Origin of the sequence: Streptomyces albipurpureus (genome assembly GCF_023701525.1) — a bacterium.
Classification (GTDB): domain Bacteria; phylum Actinomycetota; class Actinomycetes; order Streptomycetales; family Streptomycetaceae; genus Streptomyces; species Streptomyces albipurpureus.
The window spans coordinates 159,674-181,182 of record NZ_JAMQAW010000029.1 but is presented as its reverse complement, the minus strand read 5'-3'; the positions used below and the strand labels follow the sequence as shown (position 1 = coordinate 181,182).

The window sequence follows — 21,509 nt, the reverse complement described above, 5'->3', positions numbered from 1 at the left end:
CTTCCAGAGTCGGCCGGGCAGAATCTCTCCTTCCAGAGTCGGCCGGGCAGAATCTCTCCTTCCAGAGCTGGCCGGGCAGAACCTCCCGTTCCTGAGCCGGCCGGGCAGAGATCCTTGCCCCGGATGCTGACTCCCGTTTCCGGCTCCTCGGCTGACTGCGCGCGGTGGGCTCCCCGGGGCTGACCCCGCGTCCAGTGCCTAGCCCTGCTCTGGTTCGCTACCGCCCCCTTCCAGGTGCGCCGCCGCAAAGGCGATCTCCATACCGAGTTGCTTGATGCGCTCCTCCACCACCAGGGAGCCATGACCCGCGTCATATCGATACACCTCATGAACCGCGCCGCGTGCTGCCAGCCGCTCCACGTAGTTCTCGATCTGACGGATGGGGCAGCGGGGGTCATTCACACCCGCGGAGATGTAGACCGGTGCTCGCACCGAGTCCACATAGGTCAGCGGTGAGGAAGCCTCAAATCGCTCCGGCACTTCCTCCGGCGTACCCCCCAGCAGGGTGCGGTCCATGGCTTTCAACGCTTCCATCTCATCGTGATAGGCCGTGACGTAGTCGGCGACGGGAACGGCGGCGATACCCAGCGCCCAAGCCTCGGGCTGCGTGCCGAGACCGAGCAGGGTGAGATACCCGCCCCAGGAGCCGCCCGCGAGGATCAGCCGGTCGGGGTCGGCCAGTCCAGACAGCACCGCCCACTCACGAACTGCCGCGATGTCCTCCAACTCGATCAATCCGACCCGGTGCTTGAGCGCATCGGTCCACTCCCGTCCGTATCCGGTGGAGCCGCGGTAGTTGACCCGTACCACCGCATAACCGTGGTCGACCCAGGCGGCCGGACCTGCCGCGAACGCGTCGCTGTCGTGCCAGGTCGGGCCCCCGTGAATCTCGAAGACGGTCGGCAGCGGATCCGTGGCACCCGCTGGCCGCTGCACCAGCGCATGGATTCGGCCCCCGGGCCCCTCCACCCAGACGTCCTCCACCAGCACGGACTCAGGCGCCTTCATTCCGGGCGGATCCAGCACGACCGTGCCCGCCGTCGAGCGCACCTGCGGTGGGAGCGCGGCCGATGACCACAGATACTCCACCTCGCCGCCGGGCCTGGCCGTGGCACCCGAGACCGTACCGGCAGGTGTGTCGATCCGGACCAGCTCCCGCGTGTCCAGGTCGTACCGCCAAAGCTCCCCACGGGCCTCAAAGCTGTGCGCGACCAGCAGCCCCGATCCGTCCGGATACCACTCCGCGTGCACATCGCCCGGCAGGTCCAGGGCGAGATCGGTCTCTTCGCCGGATGTGATGTCCCAGATCATCGGCTCCCAGCGCCCGCGCCGCTGATGAGCGATGAGCAGTCGGGTGTCCCCCTCGACCGGGGCGAATCCCAACACACCCAGGCCCAGCTCTTCCGTACCCCCCTGGGTGTCATCCAGCTCCGCCACCGCGCTGCCATCGAGTCGGACAACGCGCAGCGCCGAGTGCATCGCATCGCCGTGCTCGGTGTGCTCGATCGCGACCAGCGTCCCGTCATGGGAAAGATCACCAACACCGGCGGACTCCCGGTGCCGATAGATCTCGGCGGGCTCGGCGCCTTGCCGCACGACATGGAGCGTGGTGCCCTCCTCGTCGGTGGACCGCCCGACCACCGACGCACCATGCCGTCCGATCGCGAGCCCCGCCGAATACGACGGCTCCAGGCCAGGCGCGGCGGGCACATCCTCCCCGCCGCCGAAGGGCTGCCGAAGCCACACCCCGAACTCGTCCCCATCGGTGTCCGAGAACCACCAGATCGACTCACCGTCGGGCGACAGCACCCCATCCATGGTGCCGCTCGGCCGGTCGGTGGCCTGCCGCTGCTCACCGGTCGCCCGATCCCAGGCGTAGAGCTCATAGGTCCCGGTGGCGTTCGAAACGAAGAGCGAACGGTCGGGCGCGTCCTCGGCCCAGTCGGGAAGGGAGACGCGCGGCGCACGGAAGCGCTTCTCCCAGTCGGGCATCGAGTCAGTGGTCTCAGTCATGCCCCCATTCTGCGCCGACCCCCCGACAAACCGTTCGCGTCATCCGCAGCCTGTGGATAACTTCGGGTGTATGGATCACCCTCTGCCCTCGGACTGGCGGGCCGCCAACCGCTCCAACTGGGACGAACGAGTACCCATCCACATCGCGAGCCAGTACTACAATCTGGAGGGCTTCCGCGCCGGGAACGACGCGCTGCGCGACTTCGAGGTCGCCGAGGTCGGGGACGTCAGCGGTAGGACCCTGCTCCATCTCCAATGCCACATCGGACAGGACACACTCAGCTGGGCCCGGCGTGGAGCCTCGCAGGTGGTGGGCCTCGACTTCTCGGAACCGGCGGTGGAGGCGGCCCGCGCCCTGGCTGAGGAGCTCGGGTTCGGTCCGGACCGCGCCTCGTTCGTCGCCGCCGATGTGTATGACGCGGCCGAGGCCGTCCCCGACACCTCGTACGACATCGTCTACACCGGTACCGGCGCGCTCAACTGGCTGCCGGACGTGGAACGCTGGGCCGAGGTGGCAGCCTCGCTGGTGGCACCTGGCGGCTTCCTCTATCTCGCGGAGTTCCATCCGCTCACCGATGTCCTTGACGACGAGACCGGGTCACGTGTCGTGCACGACTACTTCTCCCGCGAGGCCTGGATCGACGACACCCCGGGGACCTATGCCGACCTTGACGCCGAGACGGTGAACAACCGCAGTGTCGAATGGCAGCATCCGATCGGCGAGGTCGTCTCGGCTCTCTGCGCGACCGGGCTCCGGCTGGAGTTTCTGCATGAACACGACGTATCGCTCTTCCCGCGTTTCGAGTCCTTCCAGCGGGGCGAGGACGGGTACTTCCGTCTTCCGCCAGACCGCCCCCGCATCCCGTTGATGTACTCCCTCAAGGCCACGCGGCCACCCCGCCCCTGATCGCCCTGCACAACGCCCCCAGTCCTTCGGGAAGCCGCGGTTCACACCCCCTTCACGCCGGTCCTGGGTCGACTGCGGGCTGATTCCACGCCGGTCCTGGGTCGACCGCGGGCTGAGTCCACGCCGGTCCTGGGTCGACCGCGGGCTGATTCCCCGCCGATTCGGCGCTGGCTCTCGCTGGTCAGAGCTCTGCGAGGGCGATGTCAGTGCCGGGGTGCACACTCTCCATATGACCGAACTGCGTGAGACAGTCGAAAGCTACTGGGCAGCGGCGGAGGCGCGACACTGGCTCGCTTTCGGGGACACACTGGCCGAGGACGTTCTCTTCGACCTGCCGCAGACCCGGGAGCGGATACGAGGGCGGAAGCGATTCGTCCAGTTCAACTGTGAGTATCCCGGGGACTGGCACATCCGTGTCCACCGTCTGATCGCAGACGACGCGAGCGGACAGGTGGTGACGTGGTCCCATGCCACGGTGGGGTTCGAGCAGAAGTACGCCGTCACGTTCTTCACCGGTGATGAGGAGGGCAGGATCGCGTCCATCACGGAGTTCTGGCCCGAGGCATACGAACCACCACCGGGCCGCGAACACCTGGTCGAGCGCTACTGATCCCGTTGCTCCTCGTCCGTGCCCTGTCGCTCCACAGGGGGTGAGCTCGGTGGACGCCCTTCCACCGCCTAAGACTTGGTCGGGCGGGGCAGACGCACGACTGCACGGCCACCGTCCAGGTCCACCGTGGAGCGATGCGGTGGTGCGCCATCCTCGTCGTCGTCCTTCAACAGCAGAGCGCTCTGCCGTTCCCGCAGTTCGTTCTGCTTCCCCGCCGAGAACGTCGCGTGCAACTGCTCGAACCCCGTCGCGGAGATCTGTCCCTGCCGCTTCCCCAGCCCGGTCGCCCGTAGCAACTGGTCTGCGAAGGCTATGAGTACGAGCAGGATCACCAACCCCGGAAGGGTCATAAAGACGATGAACTCCATACGGTCACTCTCCGATATCTCCGACTGAATCCGCCAGAGGATCGGCGGGAGGCATGGGCACCCGGCGTACGGCCACGGCAGCAGCGAAGCCGGGGTCAACAGGAACATCGGCAAGCAACCAGACGGGGTCCACAGCAGGTTGCGGACCAGCGCCCACATAGGTCCGGGACAGCTCCTCGTTCAACCCGACGCCTCGTGCCTTCAGCACGGACTCCTTGCGGGTCCAGCAGCGAGCGAAGGCGAGGGAGCGCCCTTCCGCGGGTAGCTCTGCGAGCTCCAGACGCTCCGTTGGATGCAGCTGAGGAGTTATGTCGGCGACCGTCTCGGGCCGGGGCAGGACCTCCACGTCGACGCCGACCGGTGCTGAGGCCAGGGCGATCAACACCATCCCCCTCGTATGGGAGAGGGAGAAGTGCACCGGATCGCCCGGCACGATGGGTCGGCCGTGTGGATCGCCGCAGCTGGTGCAGGGGTTCCGTCCCAGGACGACTGCTTCAGGTGCCCGTCCGAGCCGGTCGCCGAGGAGACGGCGCAATGCCACGTGCCCCACGGCGTAGGCATCCCGATCACCGGGGCGAACAAAACCGTCGAGCCGTGCGGACTCTTCGGCGTCGAGGAGATCGCGGTGGGCCATCGCATCGGCTGCGTGCTCCCCGACCCGTGCGATCCAGAGCACCTCCACGCCCGGTGGAGGCGTCCGCTGTCCGCCACTGATGGGTGCCTCGGTCGCCATGCGATGCCCTTCTCCTGGGGCCAGTAAGACTATCCAGTGCACCCCGGAGGGCTAGGAGGAGTTTTCTGGCCTTCGGGCCCTGTGAGGGTGCGAAGGCTCGGCGGTGATGCGAAGGCTCGGCAGCTCCTCCTACTGAAAAAAGCGCGTCGCAGCTGCGGACGCGCTCAGAGGGTTCGGGCCTGCACGACACAGGACCCACGGGGATTCGCGCCCGTCCGGGTGGGACTGCCGGTCCGCCCGGACAGACGCGAAATCACCTGTGGAACGTTGACTTCTTAGATGTTCACGCCGAAGTCCTGGGCGATTCCACGCAGACCGGAGGCGTACCCCTGGCCAACCGCGCGGAACTTCCACTCGCCACCGTTGCGGTAGAGCTCACCGAAGACCATCGCGGTCTCGGTCGAGGCGTCCTCGCTCAGGTCATAACGGGCCAGCTCGTTGTTGTCCGCCTGGTTGATCACACGGATGAACGCGTTGCGGACCTGCCCGAAGGACTGGCCGCGGCTCTCACCCTCATGAATCGAGACCGGGAAGACGATCTTGTCGACGTTCGCGGGGACGGCGGCCAGGTTCACCTTGATCTGCTCGTCGTCACCCTCGCCCTCACCGGTGAGGTTGTCGCCGGTGTGCTCGACGGAGCCCTCGGGGCTCTTCAGGTTGTTGAAGAAGATGAAGTGCTGGTCGGAGAGCACCTTGCCGTTGGCATCCACCAGCAGTGCGCTGGCGTCCAGGTCGAAATCGGTTCCGGTGGTGCTCCGGACGTCCCAGCCCAGGCCCACGATAACCGCAGACAGGCCCGGGGCCTCCTTGCTGAGCGAGACATTGCCGCCCTTGGACAGGCTGACACCCATGGAAATCCCCTGCGCAATCCGGCGCGGGCCGCGCCTCTATTTGACGTTTCCTTGCCCAACCCGGCCAACGACCAGCCGAGCTCTCCAGTTCCCTACCCCAAAACTCGATATATAAATCTTGACTTATATAAGCATGGAATGCAGGGTTGGGTCATGCACGCCTTCGATGTCCTGGGCGATCCGGTACGGCGCCGAATACTGGAGCTGCTGGCCGCTGGCGAACAGTCCTCGGGCGCGGTCAGCTCGGTGATCCAGAAGGAGTTCGGGATAAGCCAGCCCGCCGTCTCCCAGCATCTACGGGTGCTCCGCGAGACCGGCTTCGCGTCAGTCAGGGTCCAGGGAACCCGACGGCTCTATGCCGTCGGAAGTGAGCCCCTCCATGAGGCGGCCCTCTGGCTGGATCAGTTTCGGAGCTTCTGGGAACAGCGGCTGGACGCACTCGGCACCGAGCAGCCGCGCGGCGCGCGAGTCAGAGCGCACGAGAAGACCGGCGTTGAGCGACGGGCAACAGGGCCAGCGGAGCAATGACGAGCGACATCGTCGGCCAGATGAATGACCTCCACCGAGAAGTCGGCGGCCGGGTCATCGCTCCGGCGGGCGACGTCAGTCAGCCCATGACCCGCAGCGCCGTAAAGCGTGACCCGCGGCAGCGGAGAGTGGGGGCGGTGTCTCAAGCGTCGACCGTATCCCCCGTACGACCGCGAAAGCAGCCGTGCGCCAGGCAGCGGCCCCCTCGCACCAGCCCGGAGCCGCTTCAGGGCGGTTCCCTTGGCGCCGAGCCACTCGCCGTGGAGGGGTCTCGCCCTGTTGGGCAACGGTCCTCGATACGGGCATCGCGGTCGGCGTGAGCGGTTGATCCACGTTGGCCCGCCTCTCCGCGCCCGAACGGTCCAGCAGTCGGCCGAAGGCCTGAGACGAAGATCAGGAAGCGTTCCGGTGGCGAGGAACGCGGTGGCCGATCCGTCGCAGATCGCCGGTACGGATGCCCGGCGCTGGATGTGAGGACCGCCATGCCTCCAGGTGCGGGCCGGTCACCCAGGCGGTTCGGACGGTGGAAGCCAGTGGTCCGCCCGCACTACCTGCTCATGGAGTCGACCGCGCCAAGACCCCGACGCAGGACGCTCCGGAGCTCGGCCACCGCCACGTCGAAACCGGCCTCCAGCCGCGCGTAGGCGTCTTCGCCGACCTCCGGGCCTTGCTGGCGCAGGTCTCGGGTGTCTCCCAGGACGGTGAACGCGGTACGGGCGGCTTCCGCGACGTCGTGCGGGGCGATGACGGCCGGCTGATGGCGGATCTCGTACGCCCCGGGGGGCCAGGAACAGCTCGCGGACCGGCTGGGGGCGCTCCTGTACGGGTATCTCAGCCCGGGCGCATTCGTTGAGCGCGGTGCGCATCCAACGACAGCGCTGTGTACGCGCCCTAGAGCTGACGCCTTGCGTCGAGACCCTGGGCGACGCGCTCCCTACGCCGACTGAGCTGATCGGCGGGCAACGTCGAACCAACACCGATCACCGCCCGAATGCCGTGCTGATCGGTGATATCCACTCCCTGCCCACGGAGACCAGAGCTCTGCGGTGGGCCCTGCTCATCCCGCGGTGCGACCCATGGCCGAAGGGGCATGGCACCTCGACTGGCCGACACTCCGCGTTCCATAGGACGCGGAGTGAACAACTCGGCGGAAATAGAGGCGTCTACGGACAGTCGATAGCCCATGCCCGACCCCATTCCGGCCGGGGGGACATCGCAACTGGCCTGCTGTCAGTGGGCGTTGTTACGGTTCTTGGAGTTGAGGAACGCATGGAGGGGGAGCCATGGTGGACAAGGCGCATCTTGACGTCTCCGAGGAGGACCTGACCCGGCTGGCCGGCGACCTCGACGACATGCAGCGCCACTTGGACAACCAGGTACGGCGGATGGACGCGATAGTCGACGGCATCGAGGCGGGCTGGAAGGGCGCGGCGGCCAAAGGGTACCGGGCTCTGCATCGAGGAGCGGCCGAGGACGCGGTACGGATTCGGGAGATCCTCAAGGTCCTTGAAGAGGCCATGCGGTTGAGCCGGGATGGCTTCACCGAGCGGGAGTTGGACACCCTCCGTCGGATGCGCCAGGCCGAGAGCCAGGTAGACGTGGCACGTGAGGCGAGCCTTCTCTCCGAGGGAACCACTACGACCACCGCGCCCGCCAGCCGAATAGCCGATATGTGAGCGGCGATCACCCACGGGGGCATACATGGCCGACGACTACATAGGTGTCAGCTTCGCGACGCTCCAGGAAGCCGCGGTCGAGTTGGAGGACATCCTCAAGCAGCTCAACCAGCGACTGGAGACCCTCTACGGCCGCACCGAGAAGGTCGTCCTCACATGGAAGGGCGACACTCGTGACGCCCTCGTCGAGGAACTCGACCAGTGGGACAAGCAGATGCAGGACCTACAGGCCGCCCAGGCCTGGCTGCACGAGATCATCACCACGGGCCACGCGAACTACTCCGCGGCTCACCTGGCCGTGCTCCGTGGCTGGGGCGGGGCCTGATGGGCAGCCCTCCTCCGCCGTCTCAGAACGGCACCATCGATGTGAGGCCGTCCGATCTGCACCGTGTATCCGGTGGCTTCGCGAGCCAACAGCCCATGTACAACCAGGCCGCGAAGGGCCTGGTCGCAGCGCTGAAGGAACATCCGGACGCGGGCGGTTACGGCACCGCCGCCCAGTCCTTCGCCTCGGCCTATGTGAAGGTCGGCAACCGCTTCCTCGAAGTCTGGGCCAAGAGCGTGGTCAGCATGGGCGGCGCGGCCGTCGGCTTCACCACCACAGCGAACAACTACTCCAAAGCAGAGGCGGCAGCCGACCCTTCCGGTCAGAAACAGCCCGTTGTCCAGCCCGCGCCCCAGGTCATCGACAAGGCTCCCGAATACGGCAGCGTGCCCGATCTGAAGTGGGGCGACGACGACGGAGGTGACGGCTGGCTGCGCAGCATCCTTGAGTGGATACCCGAGGTCCTGCGCGATCTGTTCCGGCCGGTCCTGAAGCACGCGTTCCGCTGGGGCAAGGTCGCCGATGTGTACCCGTACCCCCAGCAGCACTATCTCAACAACCTGTCGAAGGCTTGGCGGGACATGACGATCGCGCTGTCCATGACGGAGAGTTCGCTGACCGGTCAGGTCAGCAGCATCACCCAGCAGAGCGTCAGCGAATGGCACGACGCCATGCGCCAGTTCTGCAGCTCGCTCTGGGGCACCACGGCTTGGGGCAAGTCCACCGCCGGCTATGAGTGGAAGCACGACAGCGCATCGTCGTCCGCGGGAGCGACGCATCCGGTGATGACCGTGCTCTTCGACACGGCCACGAAGGTCAGTGATCTGCTGTACGAGTTCGCCGAGGCCGCTGCCGACCTCAACGGCAAGGTGCGGGACATCTATATGGACGCCGTGCGTGAGGCCGTGGGCAAGATCAACCTCAGCGATGGCGTAGGAGCGGACGATGTCAAGGAAGGTGTGAAGTCGGCCGGGCGCTTCATCAAGGGGCTCGTCACGGGTGCGGCCGAACTCAGCCTGAAGATCACACTGAACATCGACACCGCCGCGATCAACTCCGTGGTGGAGGCGTACAACACGCGGGTGAACGCCATGGTGCCGAAGCTGGACGCGCTGATGGAACCGCTGAACGAGGCGCACCGCAGCGCGCCGACCTTCCAAGCGGAGGAAGCCCGGGCCCAGTCGTTCGGTGCACGAGCGCTCAACGACTTCAAGCCGGTGCACAAGTACACCATCGACGGTGACGAGAAGAATCACTTCTTTCCCATAGACCTGGCTGGCCAGGAGGGAATAGCGGGCAGCCACCCCATCGACAAACACGTGGGAAAGACCGACGAACAACTGGCCCAGCGTTTGCGGGATCAGCAGACGGTCCGTGCTGACGGAACCGTGGCACCGAGGGCGATCTCCACCTTTGCGGACCACGCATCGGCACAGCGCCTCACCCAGGCGGTTCTCGACGATGTCAACAATGCCGTACTGATCGAGAGATGGATTGCCCGGCAGGAGGCGAACTACAACCCCAATTCGAAGCCGAGTTATGAATTGGACTTCCCCAACGAGGTGACAGGGAGATCAACAAGCCGGGCGGACTACGATGCGCACGGCCTCCAGGCCCCCGCCCACGATGTGCACGGTGTGAAGGTGACCCTCAAGTACGTCCAGGGCCTTGATCCGCCCTTCATCGTGCTGACCTCCATGCCGGAGGCTTAGCATGAGTTCTGTGACCGCCTACACCGGAGCCGTCTTCAACAACGGATCGATCCGCAGACTTCTCGACCTGGCCATCGATTGCCGCCGCACCGGCGGCCCTTCGCTTGAGGACGAACTCGCCCGGTTCTGCCGAACAATCCGGAATTCTCCCGAAGCCGAATGGGCCATACCGCTGGCGACGGTGGCGGCTCTTCTCGACCTCCTGTCCGAGCAGCTCGACCCTGCGAATCCACCGGCCGTTCCCACCGGGTTCAGTGAAAAACTGAACGAGGCGTCCGGTGATGTGGATGGACCGGAGTTCCTCGGACTGCTGGCCGGCTTGATCCGCATGCAGGACCAAGAGGTGATGCCGGATTTCGAGAGTCTGCCGATGGCTCCCTGGGAGGCGCGATTGACGTTTCCCAGAATCCGGCAGTTCTCGTACTGGGTCGACTCCGGAGAATACGACGACTTCGAGGAGGGGCTGCGGGCCGGGGCGGCCAGCGAGCATCCACACGGCTGCCACCAGGAGACATCACGCCTGGCCGCCGAGCTGCAGGTGGCCCTGCTCCTCTTCCCGACACCGGAGGCCCTGCGCACCGGTCTCGGTGCGGCCATTCCATGGGCTTCCGTACCCATCCTGCAAGCCATCCTGCGGGCCATCCATGTCCATTTCACAGAGCAGCACTGAGGTCGCACCGTGTCGACTCCGAACCGATCCGCTTCCTATCCCGACCGGGAGACCGCCCAGTGGGCTACCCAGCAGGTCGTGACCGCGAACGAGCAGCGCATTCACCGGTGGCTGGCCCAGTCGACACGGCTGCGCCTCACCATCGAGGCGGCCTGGCCCTCGCGGCCCGAACCGGTCGGGCGCGTACTACTCCAGGCGATGATGCTCGCCGGGCTTGAACCCGTCGATGTGCGTGCCGCTCGTGTCGTCCTCAGGCGGAGCACCGAGAGCCCCCACGGCTTCACCGTGCACGCCACCTTCCCCATCTACCTCTAGAGGTGGCATCCGTGTCCCTGAAGCCCCTCGAACACGACCGCAAGTACGGCGAGTTGGATCATGTAGTCCGGTCCTACCTGGGCCGCACGGCCCACGACGACGAGCCACTGACGGCCTACCTCCGCCACACCTGGCGCACCCGCCCCTGGGCCATCGCCACGGCGGAGCAGCAACTACGCGAGTACGCCGACAACCCGCCGGGCAGGCTGCGGTTGCGCCTCGGCGAGTTCTACCCCGTACCGGACGTCGGACTGCCCGACTCCGAGATCCAGGCATGGCTGGTACGCCTCGCCGACCTGCTCAGGGAGAGCGTCGAAACCGGCCAGGCGCCGCCGCCCGCCACCCCGCAGACCCACTGGGAGTGGCACGCCCGCTTCCCGGAGCTGGCGCAGTTCCTCGGCGGTTGGTTCTCCCAGGACATGCCCGACGAGTTCGACGACCATGACGCCGCGTTGCAGGACTACCTGGACACCACCGACCCAGGCCTGATCGCCCAGCTGACCGGCGAGTTGTACGACCTGCTGACCCTCCCGCTGACCGAGCCCGACTACGCGCTCGCACTGGCCGAGCTCGGCATGGAGGTCGACCCACCCGAGCACTATGCCCCCGGAGGCTGGCTCGTCGAACTCGCCCAACGACTCCACCGACGATGAGCCCGCCACACCCCAACGCCTGCGGACGCCGCCGATTGGGAGCCGCGCGCGCCCTCGCCGTCTACGGGGACTGAGGCGGCCAAGCGCCTGCCGCTCCCCAACGCAGACCGCCATGGGCCTCGACCGGACCAACATCCGCGCAGAACTCGCCGACGCCACCCCGCCGGCCTACATCCATACTCTGGGTCGCCCACCGATTCCTCACAGCCACAGCCACAGCCACAGCCGCGCTACAGCGATGGGGGGCTTGCGGGCCCTGTGCCACACCGCGCTAGGCTTCGCCATGCCGCTCAACCGGGCGGTCGGCCCCGGCACCGACCTGGCGCTCCACGATCGTCACCAGCGCGCCCCGCGGTATCGGCTACGGCGTGGCGCCGAGCCCCACATCGCGGATTCCGCCGCTGACTGTCCCGACAGCGCCGTGCGGGAACCTAACCATGATCGCTCAGGCGGTCAGGCTCTTGCGGCGGACCCGGAGCGAGTATGTGGCGCCCTCAGGTCCGCTGCTGCTGCCCCACCCGCCCGAGGTGGCCACAGCCCAGCCCTTCTGCTCTCGCATCTGCGCGGCGAACACGGCGAGGCTCTGGATCTTGCACCCGCAATCCAACGAGACACTGATGCCGATGTACGGGCTGCGAGGGTTCTGCTCACCGCCCGACTCGGTCCAGCGGACCTGGTGCACATGCTCGGCCAGCCCTGTCCGCTGCACGTCATGTTTGATGCCGTGGGCTTTGGCGTACTCGTCCAGGTCATCGATCACGAACAGATGGCTGGACCACTCCCCGGGCCACACCGCGTACAGCTTGGACTCGCCTGCCTTTACCCGCTCGTACGTCGCCCGGTCCGTGCCGTGGGTGACGTGGCCGTCCTTGTGGATCTCGACGTAGCACGTGGTTCGCGCGGTGTAGGGGAAGTCCCGTCCAACCGCTGCAGCACTTCTCGGTTCCATCGCGTGCCCCCCGTTTCGCCCGGCCCAGGCTGAGCGGGAGAGACCATGCTCGCAGAAGGCTCCCGGGAAATCAGGCCAGTGACTCCCGCACCGCCTCGGCCAGTGCTGTCGCTCGAATGCCGTCGGGCCCTCCGGATATGTGGTTCATGACGTACCCGAACGCGATGCCGTGCTCCGGATCGGCGAAGCCGAGTGAGCCACCACGTCCAGTGTGGCCGAAGGCGGCCGGGCCGGTCATAGGGATGGCCTTGGTGGGCAGCATGTATCCGATGCCAAACCGGCTCGGCGCTACCATCACCTGGTCCTCTCCGCCGACCTGCTCCTCGGATGCCGAGGCCAGCGTCTCCGGGGTGAGCAGGCGAGCACCGTCCACCTCGCGGATCAGCGCGGCGTACGTACGGGCCAATGCGTGCGCGGTGCCGATGCCGTTGGACGAGGTGAGTTCCGCGGCCTGGACATCGGGGGAGCTGAAGTCGATGTTCTTCGGGTCGGCGACCGCGTATGCCCTGTTGCTGAGCGAGTTCGGGTCGCGCCAGGCCGCCACGAGTGCGCGGCAGTCTTTGGGGATCGATTCCCCGGGCACGGTTGTGAGGTCGACGTGCGGCCTCGGGTACACCATGCGGCCTACTCGGTCAGGTTCCCCGGTCGGCAAGTTCCCAGAGAACGCGTCGCTCGCTCCACCTGCCCCGTGCGGAGCAGCAACTTGCCCTCCGCCGACTTCCCTCGTGCCTCGCCGAACCAGCCCGGGCATCACCCACCGTCTGTCGTGTTGAGGGCTGTGCTGGCCCTCTGGTGATCGCCGTCGCGGGACAGTGCCTCGGACTTGTGCGGGTAGAGGAAGCACTGGGTGGAGAGCGACAGAGTGCGGGGAGCGTTGCCGATTCGGTCGAGATGCGGTCGACTCGCTCGACTGTACGCCCGGCTTCGGAGACATGAACGCCCATCTCGGCGTGAAGGCTCCGAAGGAGTCGTCCCCGCCGCTAGGGCACTGCGGTGCTGGTCCTCGACTGCCTGTTGCAGCAGCGTGCCACCGAGGCGTGAACCGCCGACCAAGATCACACCCAGTCGACACCCAACACCCAGATTCAACGCAGCCAGGGCCGACCTCCCCGAAGGGAAACCGGCCCTGATCTGCTGTTTAGCTGTCGGGGTGGCGGGATTTGAACCCACGACCTCTTCGTCCCGAATGAGGGCCGGGCGTGATCATCACCGGTTGGTTTGTCGTTTTGCCTGTTCAGGGTGTCGGGGTGAGGTGGTCTCGGTTGGTGCCGAAGGGGGATGGAGAGCGGGTTGGCTCCCAGATGGCTCCCAGCCGACGGCTGCTGAGGCCGCATGTCCCGCAGTATCGGCTTGCGCGGAATCCTTGGCGCGCGGCGCTCGATCGGCGGGCTCAGATCACCGTTGAGGGTGAGTGCTTGCTCAGGTAGCTCTTGAAGGTTTTCCTGATCTCCGCCTGTAGATAGCCTGCCTGCGGCGAGTTGGGTACCACGTCCGGCTCGAATCCTCTCTTCCGGGCATCGAGGTACCGCACGATGCTCGATGATCTGGTGTTGGCGACGAAGAGTTCGTTCTGGGTGCGAATGTCGGCGCGTAGTCCCTCGAAGTTCCGCGCGAGACCGATGCCGAGGTTGGAGACGTAGTACTTGCACTCGACGACGAGGACGCTCTGACTGCCTCGTGGTGCGATGCCCTGTGCCCGGCTCAGGGCGGCTTCCTCGGCTGGCAACACCAGCACATCGCACTCGTGCAGGACGCCCGACGAGCCGGTCACGTAGACGCCGAGGTGGACTTCAAGGGCGGGAGCGCCGTCGAACTCGATCACAGCGTGAGTGAAGGGCTGGCTTCTGCTGTATAGGTGGCCGGGCCCCGTCCGGAAGACAAGGCTGCTGGCCTTCACCCCGTAGACGTCTTCGTAAGTGACAGTGGCACCGTGCCGACTGGCTGTGGCGACGATCAGGGAGAAGATGAAGCCCTCATAGACGTCGGACGGCTTCGAAGCAGAGTCGTACGACACCGCCCCTGCCGCCAGCAGGCTCTTGATTTCGTTGACTAGGCGGTCGACCGTGCTCAACTGACAACCTCCCTCGTCACGTCGGCCAGCAGTTGGCTGACGTGGATACGTCGTTCAGTCGGCGTCCGATTTCCCTGGAACTCTGTTCGACTACGGCGCGATCGAGCGCTTTCGTCCGGCTCGAACACGACCGCCTCGACGATGCTCCGGCTGCCAGTGTCACCCTCGGGCTCGGTCCAGAGCGTCTTCAGCACCTCCAGTTCAATTTCAGGCAGTTCAACGAGGACTCGCCTCACGGCATCCAGGAGGAGCTGGACGCGCTCCTCATCCGTCATGGATCGCGTGGCGATGACCAGCGTCCCCCGCTTGCGCGATGCCTCGTACTCGCCGAGGCCAAGCACACTGCGGTCCACGACCTCGTATCGAGCTGCTGCTGCGGCCGGGCTCGCGGCAGGGGAGTCATCACCGCGGCGCTGCTGGCGTCGGCGGAGGATCTTCTCCTCGGGCACTCCTGCGGCGATTGCCGCGTCTACATCGTCGAGCACCCAACTCAGGGCAGTGTCTTGTAGCGCTTCGCGGAGCTGGTGCTCTACACCGCGCAGTTCGAGTTGATTCATGTTCCCCTCGTCATTGGGAGCCGCTTTGAGGTAACTGCTCGGTCTGTGACCCCTCTGGCGCTTTGCCACTTCGAGGGGGTGCGGTCATCGGCGCCGAGTCGCATCAGACGTTCGCCGTCGACGGAGTCGCTCCCTGCGTCTGCCGTGCCGGGCAGGTGTCCGGCACGCAGCCGTGTCCGACGCGCGCGGTGCCGTCGTCGAGGCGGAGGAGGACGGCAAGTACGCAGCCGTCGACGACCTTGAGTTCGAGCGCGTGGCGGCGGAGGCTGGAGAGCTGGGCGCTGCTGGTGCCGCGTCGGACGACGAGCGGCGAGCAGTCGCCGGAAGTCGTGAACGTGCGGCTCATCGGGGCCCGGCGCAGCCCAAGTCGCCAGGTCAGCCAGGTGTGTACAGCGACGCCACTGCCGCGCAGGACGTCCGGGTTCACAAGAATCCGCACGCCCACGATTTCGCCTTCGGCGGCGATCGTGTTTGGCCGGGGCGGTTCTTCCTCCTCGAAGGGGCGAGCGCCGCGGGAAACGAGGTCGACGAGGCCATTGCCGGTCTCGCCGAGCTGGCTACTGAGCAGGCACTGTTTCAGACGCCACGGGGTGACCGGGTAAAGCTCCGTCACCTTGGAGAAGAGCCGCGCCCGGGATAGGGGCCCCGACTCCGTGACCACCGCGACCACCGCGTCCACAGCGGTGGTATACGTGGACGCGCGTAGGTGCGTCCACTCGGCCAGGGCCCAGGTGCCCTCGGGACGGATCTGCCGAAACCGGTCGTCACGTCGTAGCGCCTCCCGCACGGCAGCGACGGTCGTCGCGGCCATCGGGGCGAGCAACTCGTTTGGCCGGCAGGCACGTCCAGTCTCCAATAGCCACAGATACGCGGCGTCGCGCCCTCGCGCCTTTCGGCGGACCCAGTGCCCGTCAGTGCTCAGGGCTAGCCGAGACTCGGAGTGGCTCAGGAGCCAGATCAGGGGGATATCTGCAGGTAGTCCGGCCTCGGAGGCTGCCCGGCCGAGGTCGTCGCCACGGAAGGGCGCGGCGTCGACGAGACGGCGCAGGGCTCCACCCAGCGCGCAGGGGTCGGTACTCCACCACCCGCGCAGAGGCCCCGCCCACGTCCGTGGCGCGTCCAGGCCCGCTGCGGCTAGCAGCTCCCCCAGCGCCACGTGGTCGACTACCCCGAGTGCGGCAGCGAAGGCGCCTCGCGAGGTGGCCGGGCCCGCACCTGCGGCGCGGGCCGACTCACGCCAACCATCCTGGATGACGTCCGCCATCGCTGCGAGGCGCTTCCGCGCTCGGTTCTGGATCTGGCGCGCGCGCTCGCGGCTCAGCCCGAGCGCAGCCCCGACCTCGTCCAGCGTCTGGCCCTCAGACCGGCCCACGATGACGGCCCGCTCGCGCTCGTCGAGGGCTCCGGTCTCCCACGCCCTGGCGAGCCACTCGCCCATCGACCACTCGTCCCCCATCGAATTCCCCTACATCTCGTTGAAATAGACGACCCGCACGCCGAGGAACTCGGCCACGCGCCGGTGTTCCCCCTTCTTCTCGGGCGGCACGGGAGCGCGGAACGGATCGACGACGCAGATCGTCCAGGGCCAGGTCTCCCCGGTGGACCGATCGAGGATCGCGGGCCACGCGAGGTGCTTGAGGTTCGCCGCAGTGCCGGCCACGAAGTGTTGCTCCTCGTCCTCCGTCCCGACCTCGCGGATTTTGGCGCGCATCGGCTTCTGCTGGGTGGTCCCCGGGATGACCTCCCAGCCAGGGCCGAGGGTCGCTGCGACCATCTGCTCGAGCGTCGCAGCCGGTCGCGACACATACTTGGCGTACTTGCCCTCGCCTCGCCGTGCCCGTTCGTACTCCTTCATGGGGCAGTCCTTCAGCCAGGGGCGGATGTTGGCCCGCTGCCCCACGAAGTCGAGGAGGCGGCCGCCGATATCCGGGTCCTCCGTCCACTCCCGGTAAAGGCGGGTGCGGTCCGTGTCCTGGAGGTGTGGCCACTGTGCATCGTCGGCCTGGGCGTAGATCCGTGTGACCACGGCCTTCTCGACGACGGGCGGGATCTTGTAGTCGGTCACAGAATTCCTTTCGGCAGGGGGAACTGGAGGCGGACTTCGTCTGCCGCGGTCTCAAGGTCGGCGGCGTCCTGGATCCACATGTCCATCAGGGAGCCGACCGTCTCGTCCTGAAACTCGATCCGGGAGACGTGCGGGAGTTCCAGGTGCTCGGTGTCTTCAGCCTCTAGCGTGCGGCGCAGGTTCAGTACCGCTGCGGCGCGGCGAATATCGGTTACGAAGTCGAGGACCTTCAAAGCCTTCTTGCCGGGGCTCAGTCGCAGCCCGCGGCCGAGCTGCTGCACGAAGATCCTCCGGCTGTGAGTGACGCGCAGGAAGGCGATCAGGTTCACGTCCGGCACGTCGACGCCCTCATTGAACACGTCCACGCAGGTGATCACTGGGACACGGCCGAGACGGAACTCGTTGAGTAGGACGTCGCGGTGACGCTTCGACAGACCACTATGCAAGTGGGAGGCATTGACCCACGCCGGGTCTGAGACGGCGAGGAGGCCCGCCATGTGCTCGGCGTGCTCGATTGTCTGGCAGAACACGATGGCGCGGGGTTCGGCGGTCTCCCGCCACGCCGCCCGTAGGTGCTCGACGATCTCCTCGTCTCGCTGGGGGAGGAACAGACGCCGGTTAAGGTCCTTGATCGAGTAGCCGTGACGGCTGATGTCTTGGACGGCGTCCCAGTCGACACCATCCGCGTACAGCTTGTAGTCGACGGCCGACAGATAGCCCGCCGCCATGCCCTCGGCGATGCCCATCTTGAAGCTGGGTTGACCGAAGCGGGCGGTGATGTCGAACTTGTCGCCACGCCAAGGGGTGGCGGTGACTCCGAATCGCCCCGCAGCCCCACACAGATCGAGAAGTTCCGCAAACCTGCCGGTCTCAGCCACGTGGTGGGTCTCGTCGATCATGATGAGATCGGGTTCGTAGCCCACGCGTACGGCGGACAGCGCCGACTCGACGGTCGCGACCACGACACCGTTGAGGGCCTCGGGCTTGCTCTCACCAGTGAGGAGCCGGGTGGGTACACCCTTCGGGAGGTGCCGCCACAGCGCCTTCTCCAACTGGCCGACCAGGTCGCGCATGTGCGCGACGACCAGGACGCGCGCGTCCGGAGTCGAGGCGAGGAGATTGCCGATGACCTCGCCGCCGACGACCGTCTTACCCAGCCCCGTCGCCAGGACCAGCAGCGCCGTTCCTGCGGCGTCGAGGTCCCGCTCGATCGCGGACACGGCCAACTCCTGGTAAGGCCGCAGGTTGTAGGGGGCGGGCACACGGTCGGGCATCCTCTGGCCGATGGCCTCCAAGGTGGCCCCATGCCACAGGCTGATGTCGACGCCGATCCCCGCCAGCGCCCGACGCCGTGCCTCAGCCGACGCGGTGATGGTCGTGTTGGTCACCAGGACGGCCTTATCGGCGCGGTAGTGAGTGCGAGCGCGCTCAAGGTCGTCGACGCCCGCGTGGTCGGCTGTGCCGTGCGCCTTCCACTTGCTCTGAAACACCCACTGCTCCCGGTCGCGGACCGCGAGCAGGTCGGCACCATGGTCGTGGGCGCCGTCGATGACGCGGACGTCCTGGAATCCCAGGTGCCACAGGGTCCGTTCGAGCGCCTTGGTCAGCCCCTCTGGGCCACCGTCCCGCAGTTCGGCAGCCGTCAGGAACGCGGCGCTCACTCCTCCCCCGCCAGTTCGTCGCGCAGGAGGGCGATGCTGAGGCGGGCGCGCCGCAGTTGCGGCGCGGTGGCCTCCCCGGCGAAGGTTCCGAGCGTCGCGACGTCCGCGAGGCAGCCCGTGACCCGGGCCAGACTCAGGGCTTTCCCGGACGGTGAGGACACCCCGACGTACGGGCCACGAAAGACGGTGCCGTCCATGAATGAGGCGGGCATCACTTCGACGAGGCGGACCAGGGCCAGCGCGGGAACGTGGTGGACGAACCCGGAGTCCAGGCCGAGACGACCGACGAGGCCGACACGTCCGGCAGCGATCATCGCCTCCTCGGTCGCGATTTTCTGCTCGTCGGAGAGGTGGCCGTAGGCGGCGGTGTAGTCACCGCTCTCGTCGAGGACCTCGGCCACACGCTCGCGGATCTCCGCGAGGAGGTCGCGAGCCTCCGCGCCGACGGTGGCGCCGTCGAGCACACTGTCCTGCAGGGACTCGGCGCGGATCGCGGCGACGAGCTGGGACGGGTTCCAGTCGGAGCGCGCCCGGACCTTCAGGACGGCGGCCAGTTCGACCAGGAGGAGGTCGGCGTAGTCCGCGCCGAACCGCCGGAACGCGTAGTGCTCGGGGTCGACGAGGGCGGTGAGCTCGTTCCCGGACCTCTGGTCGAGGAGGACCGGGGCGGACAGCCCGTGGTCGTCAAGGAGCCGCTCGCCCGGCTTCAACAGCAGGGTCCGCACCTTCACGTAGCCGAGCTCAGGGTGCCCGAACGACCGGCTCAGGTACGCGTGCGGTGACGCCGCGCTCTCGTACCGTGCCAAGCGCTCGCCACGGGTCTCAGTCTTCTCCTTGACCGCCACGGTGGCCTGGGCGGGCATGGTGGAGACAGCCCCGGACTTGGTATCAAGCTGGGCGGCGCCGGAGGCGGGGATGTCGGCCGGCAGGCCGAGGGCGCCCAAGACGGCCTGCTCGTCGGGCTGGGCCGGCACACTGGCGGTCGTCTTGGCCTCCTTGCCCCGCTTCTTGATTTCCTCGTGCCGCAGTACCGTCTGCCACCAGTGTTCGTCGGTCTGGAACTCAGAGACGCCTGCCTGGAACTTCCGGCCCCAGTCCCGGGTATCCGCGTGGACCGGCTTGTGGCCGTCGCCGGGGACGAGGTAGCGCAAGCCCGCGTCGTTGCGGCGGAAGCCCTTGAACAGCAGAGCCAGCGGACTCTCGTTCTCTGGGTAGCCGAGCTTGCGGGCACGCTGAGGCTGGAGTGGCGCCAAGCCGCGCAGCAACTCCATGGCGGTGAGCCAGCTGCGGTCTCCGTACTCGAAGGCGTCCTTCTGATAGGTGACGGGGACATGGTCTAGGTGAATCTCACCGATGAGGCGCCCGCCCTGGTGGGCGAGCTCGACTGGGTATTCGGGCTCCTCGTTCCCCGCGACCCCATCGGGGTTGTTCCAGGTGAAGAGCTGTTTGTCCCAGCGCCTGATCTTCCGGCCATTGCGCAGGAAGTCGATCCCGTACTCGGTCTTGTCCAGGTAGCGCTGGACGCCGAGCCAGCCGTGGATCCGGCGCTCGCGCACGGACAGGTTGACGCTGCCGCAGACCGAACAGACATCGGCCGAACCAATCTGCCACTCCCCGCAGTCCCGACAGGCGATCCCGTCCTGGAGCCTTTCATCGATTGGGATGTAGGCGGGAATCCGCTCCTTGCCGTTGAAGAGCACGTAACGCTCTTCGCCCCAGCGGCAGTGGCGGACCGGCTTGACGCGGGTCCCGCCCACGTAGAGGTCGAAAGGGTGCTCGGTGAGGATCCATGAGTACACCGAGCCCAGGGTGTTGCGGAGCGAGGCGCCGTTGCGGCGCAGCCACTCGGCACGCGTCCGGTGCAGACGGTCGACGATGATCCTCGTGCCGTGTTGGGTCGGGTCGCTCTTCGGCTCTGTGATGTCCTTCGCCTCGAAGTCGTCCTTGATCTGGTCAAGGTCGATCTCGACGCCGATCCATTCCATGTCGCTCGCGCGTGTCGTCAGGATGCGGGTGCGCCTGCCGAGGCGGGCGGTCGAGATGTTGAAGCCCATGCCGAACAGACCGAGTTTGTCGTGCATGTCGTTCCCGGACCAGCCAGCCCGCACCGCGCGCGTTAGCCGGTCGTACGACATGCCCCGCCCGGTGTCGCGAACCTCCAGGACCCCTTGTGGGGAAGACGGCAAGGTGACGCTGACAGTGAAGCCGTCCGGCCACTCCGTCCCTGAGCGGAGGATGTCGAGGAAGTCGTCGAAGGGGTTGTCGACGAGTTCGGCGACACACTGCCACTCGTCGAAATCGATCTCGCCCAGCATGCTCAGCACGCGGGCGGAAGGGGTGATCTTCACTCCGGCGGAACCCTCCTGAAGGATCGGAACGCTGTGACGGCGGCCCGCGGCGTGCGTGGACACGCCGAAGCCGCCCAACTCGCATGAGTCGAGCGTTCGACCTCGAGCGTATAGGGAGCCACTGACGATCCGGCCGGAGTTTGCGAACCACGGCGAATCGTGCAGTCACCGGTACGGGACGAAGGTGTTGAACCTCGCGAGCACTGATGGTCCCGCCACGGCTGGCCAGGGGGCGGGTGGACGTCGCGGCCCGGAACTCTGACGCGCACCAGGTCCGTGCTTCGCTCCACAGCGGCCTCCGGGGCCTCGTGTTTCCAGAACCGCGGGACGCCCCAGCCCTCCTCGGCGAGGAGCTGGTTCGCCTCGGCTTCCTGGATGCAGTTGGCTGCGATCTTGTCGCGTCACGCGTTGGTCGTAACCAGCCGCAGACAAATCCCGTCTACGAAGAATGGGATGCTGTCCTCCTGGAAACGCGGTCGGCTCCGTCGCGGTGTTGG

Annotated in this window: 20 protein-coding genes and 1 pseudogene; 9 read left to right on the top strand and 12 right to left on the bottom strand. The window is 66.9% G+C overall.

Translation table 11 applies throughout. The features are described from left to right. Nucleotides 1-198 precede the first annotated feature (198 nt). Nucleotides 199-2,013, bottom strand: coding sequence for a S9 family peptidase (locus NBG84_RS23630; RefSeq protein WP_250921570.1), 1,815 nt, complete (start codon nt 2,011-2,013; stop codon nt 199-201). Nucleotides 2,014-2,083: 70 nt separating this feature from the next. On the opposite strand from NBG84_RS23630, the gene NBG84_RS23625 reads away from it, so the two are divergent. Both NBG84_RS23625 and NBG84_RS23620 read left to right on the top strand, forming a co-directional pair. Beyond that, nucleotides 2,084-2,920, top strand: coding sequence for a class I SAM-dependent methyltransferase (locus NBG84_RS23625; protein ID WP_250921569.1), 837 nt, complete (start codon nt 2,084-2,086; stop codon nt 2,918-2,920). Between the two features lie 229 nt (nt 2,921-3,149). After that, nucleotides 3,150-3,530, top strand: a complete 381-nt coding sequence (locus tag NBG84_RS23620) for a nuclear transport factor 2 family protein (RefSeq protein ID WP_250921568.1) — start codon at nt 3,150-3,152, stop codon at nt 3,528-3,530. A 68-nt stretch (nt 3,531-3,598) separates the two neighbouring features. On the opposite strand, the gene NBG84_RS23615 is transcribed toward NBG84_RS23620, so the two are convergent. From NBG84_RS23615 to NBG84_RS23605, 3 genes are all read right to left on the bottom strand, one after another. Then, the gene (locus tag NBG84_RS23615; protein ID WP_250921567.1) at nt 3,599-3,898 is read right to left on the bottom strand and encodes a DUF6191 domain-containing protein; all 300 of its coding nucleotides are present in this window, start codon (nt 3,896-3,898) and stop codon (nt 3,599-3,601) included. A 4-nt stretch (nt 3,899-3,902) separates the two neighbouring features. Beyond that, entirely contained in the window at nt 3,903-4,631 is a 729-nt protein-coding gene (locus NBG84_RS23610; protein ID WP_250921566.1) for a 4'-phosphopantetheinyl transferase family protein, read from the bottom strand. A 275-nt stretch (nt 4,632-4,906) separates the two neighbouring features. Next, nucleotides 4,907-5,482 (bottom strand): TerD family protein, encoded by a 576-nt coding sequence (locus NBG84_RS23605; RefSeq protein WP_250921565.1) that lies wholly within the window; start codon nt 5,480-5,482, stop codon nt 4,907-4,909. Between the two features lie 153 nt (nt 5,483-5,635). Between NBG84_RS23605 and NBG84_RS23600 the strand changes: the two genes are divergently transcribed. The 7 genes from NBG84_RS23600 to NBG84_RS23570 all read left to right on the top strand — a co-directional run bounded on the left by NBG84_RS23600 (nt 5,636) and on the right by NBG84_RS23570 (nt 11,361). Beyond that, nucleotides 5,636-6,010 (top strand): ArsR/SmtB family transcription factor, encoded by a 375-nt coding sequence (locus NBG84_RS23600; protein ID WP_250921564.1) that lies wholly within the window; start codon nt 5,636-5,638, stop codon nt 6,008-6,010. 1,283 nt (nt 6,011-7,293) lie between these two features. Then, nucleotides 7,294-7,686 carry a WXG100 family type VII secretion target gene (locus NBG84_RS23595; RefSeq protein WP_250921563.1) on the top strand — a complete coding sequence of 131 codons (393 nt, stop codon included), beginning with the start codon at nt 7,294-7,296 and terminating at the stop codon, nt 7,684-7,686. 25 nt (nt 7,687-7,711) lie between these two features. Further along, nucleotides 7,712-8,011, top strand: a complete 300-nt coding sequence (locus tag NBG84_RS23590) for a WXG100 family type VII secretion target (RefSeq protein WP_250921562.1) — start codon at nt 7,712-7,714, stop codon at nt 8,009-8,011. Nucleotides 8,012-8,106: 95 nt separating this feature from the next. Continuing rightward, on the top strand, nt 8,107-9,723 hold the full coding sequence (locus NBG84_RS23585) for an RNase A-like domain-containing protein (RefSeq protein WP_250921561.1): 1,617 nt from the start codon (nt 8,107-8,109) through the stop codon (nt 9,721-9,723). A gap of 1 nt (nt 9,724) precedes the next feature. Next, on the top strand, nt 9,725-10,393 hold the full coding sequence (locus tag NBG84_RS23580) for a hypothetical protein (RefSeq protein ID WP_250921560.1): 669 nt from the start codon (nt 9,725-9,727) through the stop codon (nt 10,391-10,393). Nucleotides 10,394-10,402: 9 nt separating this feature from the next. Beyond that, on the top strand, nt 10,403-10,708 hold the full coding sequence (locus NBG84_RS23575) for an RNase A-like domain-containing protein (RefSeq protein ID WP_250921559.1): 306 nt from the start codon (nt 10,403-10,405) through the stop codon (nt 10,706-10,708). 11 nt (nt 10,709-10,719) lie between these two features. After that, nucleotides 10,720-11,361: a contact-dependent growth inhibition system immunity protein gene (locus tag NBG84_RS23570; RefSeq protein ID WP_250921558.1), complete on the top strand. Its 642-nt coding sequence runs from the start codon at nt 10,720-10,722 to the stop codon at nt 11,359-11,361. Nucleotides 11,362-11,806: 445 nt separating this feature from the next. Here NBG84_RS23570 and NBG84_RS23565 read toward each other — a convergent pair whose 3' ends face one another. The 8 genes and pseudogenes from NBG84_RS23565 to NBG84_RS23525 all read right to left on the bottom strand — a co-directional run bounded on the left by NBG84_RS23565 (nt 11,807) and on the right by NBG84_RS23525 (nt 21,012). Beyond that, a complete protein-coding gene (locus tag NBG84_RS23565) occupies nt 11,807-12,310 on the bottom strand; it encodes a hypothetical protein (RefSeq protein WP_250921557.1) in 504 nt (167 codons plus the stop codon). Nucleotides 12,311-12,380: 70 nt separating this feature from the next. Further along, nucleotides 12,381-13,067: pseudogene (locus NBG84_RS23560) on the bottom strand (serine hydrolase domain-containing protein); the annotation flags it as partial. 633 nt (nt 13,068-13,700) lie between these two features. After that, nucleotides 13,701-14,381, bottom strand: a complete 681-nt coding sequence (locus NBG84_RS23550) for a hypothetical protein (protein ID WP_250921556.1) — start codon at nt 14,379-14,381, stop codon at nt 13,701-13,703. Then, the gene (locus NBG84_RS23545; protein WP_250921555.1) at nt 14,378-14,938 is read right to left on the bottom strand and encodes a hypothetical protein; all 561 of its coding nucleotides are present in this window, start codon (nt 14,936-14,938) and stop codon (nt 14,378-14,380) included. The genes NBG84_RS23550 and NBG84_RS23545 overlap by 4 nt, the downstream gene beginning before the upstream one ends. A 103-nt stretch (nt 14,939-15,041) precedes the next feature. Then, nucleotides 15,042-16,394, bottom strand: coding sequence for a sigma factor-like helix-turn-helix DNA-binding protein (locus tag NBG84_RS23540; RefSeq protein WP_250921554.1), 1,353 nt, complete (start codon nt 16,392-16,394; stop codon nt 15,042-15,044). Between the two features lie 9 nt (nt 16,395-16,403). Beyond that, nucleotides 16,404-17,003, bottom strand: coding sequence for a hypothetical protein (locus tag NBG84_RS23535; protein WP_250921553.1), 600 nt, complete (start codon nt 17,001-17,003; stop codon nt 16,404-16,406). Beyond that, nucleotides 17,000-18,664 carry a DEAD/DEAH box helicase family protein gene (locus tag NBG84_RS23530; protein WP_250921552.1) on the bottom strand — a complete coding sequence of 555 codons (1,665 nt, stop codon included), beginning with the start codon at nt 18,662-18,664 and terminating at the stop codon, nt 17,000-17,002. Before NBG84_RS23530 ends, NBG84_RS23535 begins: the two co-directional genes overlap by 4 nt. Next, nucleotides 18,661-21,012, bottom strand: a complete 2,352-nt coding sequence (locus NBG84_RS23525; RefSeq protein ID WP_250921551.1) for an ATP-binding protein — start codon at nt 21,010-21,012, stop codon at nt 18,661-18,663. The genes NBG84_RS23530 and NBG84_RS23525 overlap by 4 nt, the downstream gene beginning before the upstream one ends. Nucleotides 21,013-21,509 lie beyond the last annotated feature (497 nt).

Excerpts from the sequence above, each read along its gene's own strand:
- NBG84_RS23615 (WP_250921567.1), bottom strand. The coding sequence starts at position 3,898 with ATGGAGTTCATCGTCTTTATGACCCTTCCGGGGTTGGTGATCCTGCTC.
- NBG84_RS23630 (WP_250921570.1), bottom strand. The coding sequence starts at position 2,013 with ATGACTGAGACCACTGACTCGATGCCCGACTGGGAGAAGCGCTTCCGT.
- NBG84_RS23565 (WP_250921557.1), bottom strand. The coding sequence starts at position 12,310 with ATGGAACCGAGAAGTGCTGCAGCGGTTGGACGGGACTTCCCCTACACC.
- NBG84_RS23625 (WP_250921569.1), top strand. The coding sequence starts at position 2,084 with ATGGATCACCCTCTGCCCTCGGACTGGCGGGCCGCCAACCGCTCCAAC.
- NBG84_RS23610 (WP_250921566.1), bottom strand. The coding sequence starts at position 4,631 with ATGGCGACCGAGGCACCCATCAGTGGCGGACAGCGGACGCCTCCACCG.
- NBG84_RS23545 (WP_250921555.1), bottom strand. The coding sequence starts at position 14,938 with ATGAATCAACTCGAACTGCGCGGTGTAGAGCACCAGCTCCGCGAAGCG.
- NBG84_RS23590 (WP_250921562.1), top strand. The coding sequence starts at position 7,712 with ATGGCCGACGACTACATAGGTGTCAGCTTCGCGACGCTCCAGGAAGCC.
- NBG84_RS23600 (WP_250921564.1), top strand. The coding sequence starts at position 5,636 with ATGCACGCCTTCGATGTCCTGGGCGATCCGGTACGGCGCCGAATACTG.
- NBG84_RS23580 (WP_250921560.1), top strand. The coding sequence starts at position 9,725 with ATGAGTTCTGTGACCGCCTACACCGGAGCCGTCTTCAACAACGGATCG.
- NBG84_RS23585 (WP_250921561.1), top strand. The coding sequence starts at position 8,107 with ATGTACAACCAGGCCGCGAAGGGCCTGGTCGCAGCGCTGAAGGAACAT.
- NBG84_RS23620 (WP_250921568.1), top strand. The coding sequence starts at position 3,150 with ATGACCGAACTGCGTGAGACAGTCGAAAGCTACTGGGCAGCGGCGGAG.
- NBG84_RS23605 (WP_250921565.1), bottom strand. The coding sequence starts at position 5,482 with ATGGGTGTCAGCCTGTCCAAGGGCGGCAATGTCTCGCTCAGCAAGGAG.
- NBG84_RS23540 (WP_250921554.1), bottom strand. The coding sequence starts at position 16,394 with ATGGGGGACGAGTGGTCGATGGGCGAGTGGCTCGCCAGGGCGTGGGAG.
- NBG84_RS23595 (WP_250921563.1), top strand. The coding sequence starts at position 7,294 with ATGGTGGACAAGGCGCATCTTGACGTCTCCGAGGAGGACCTGACCCGG.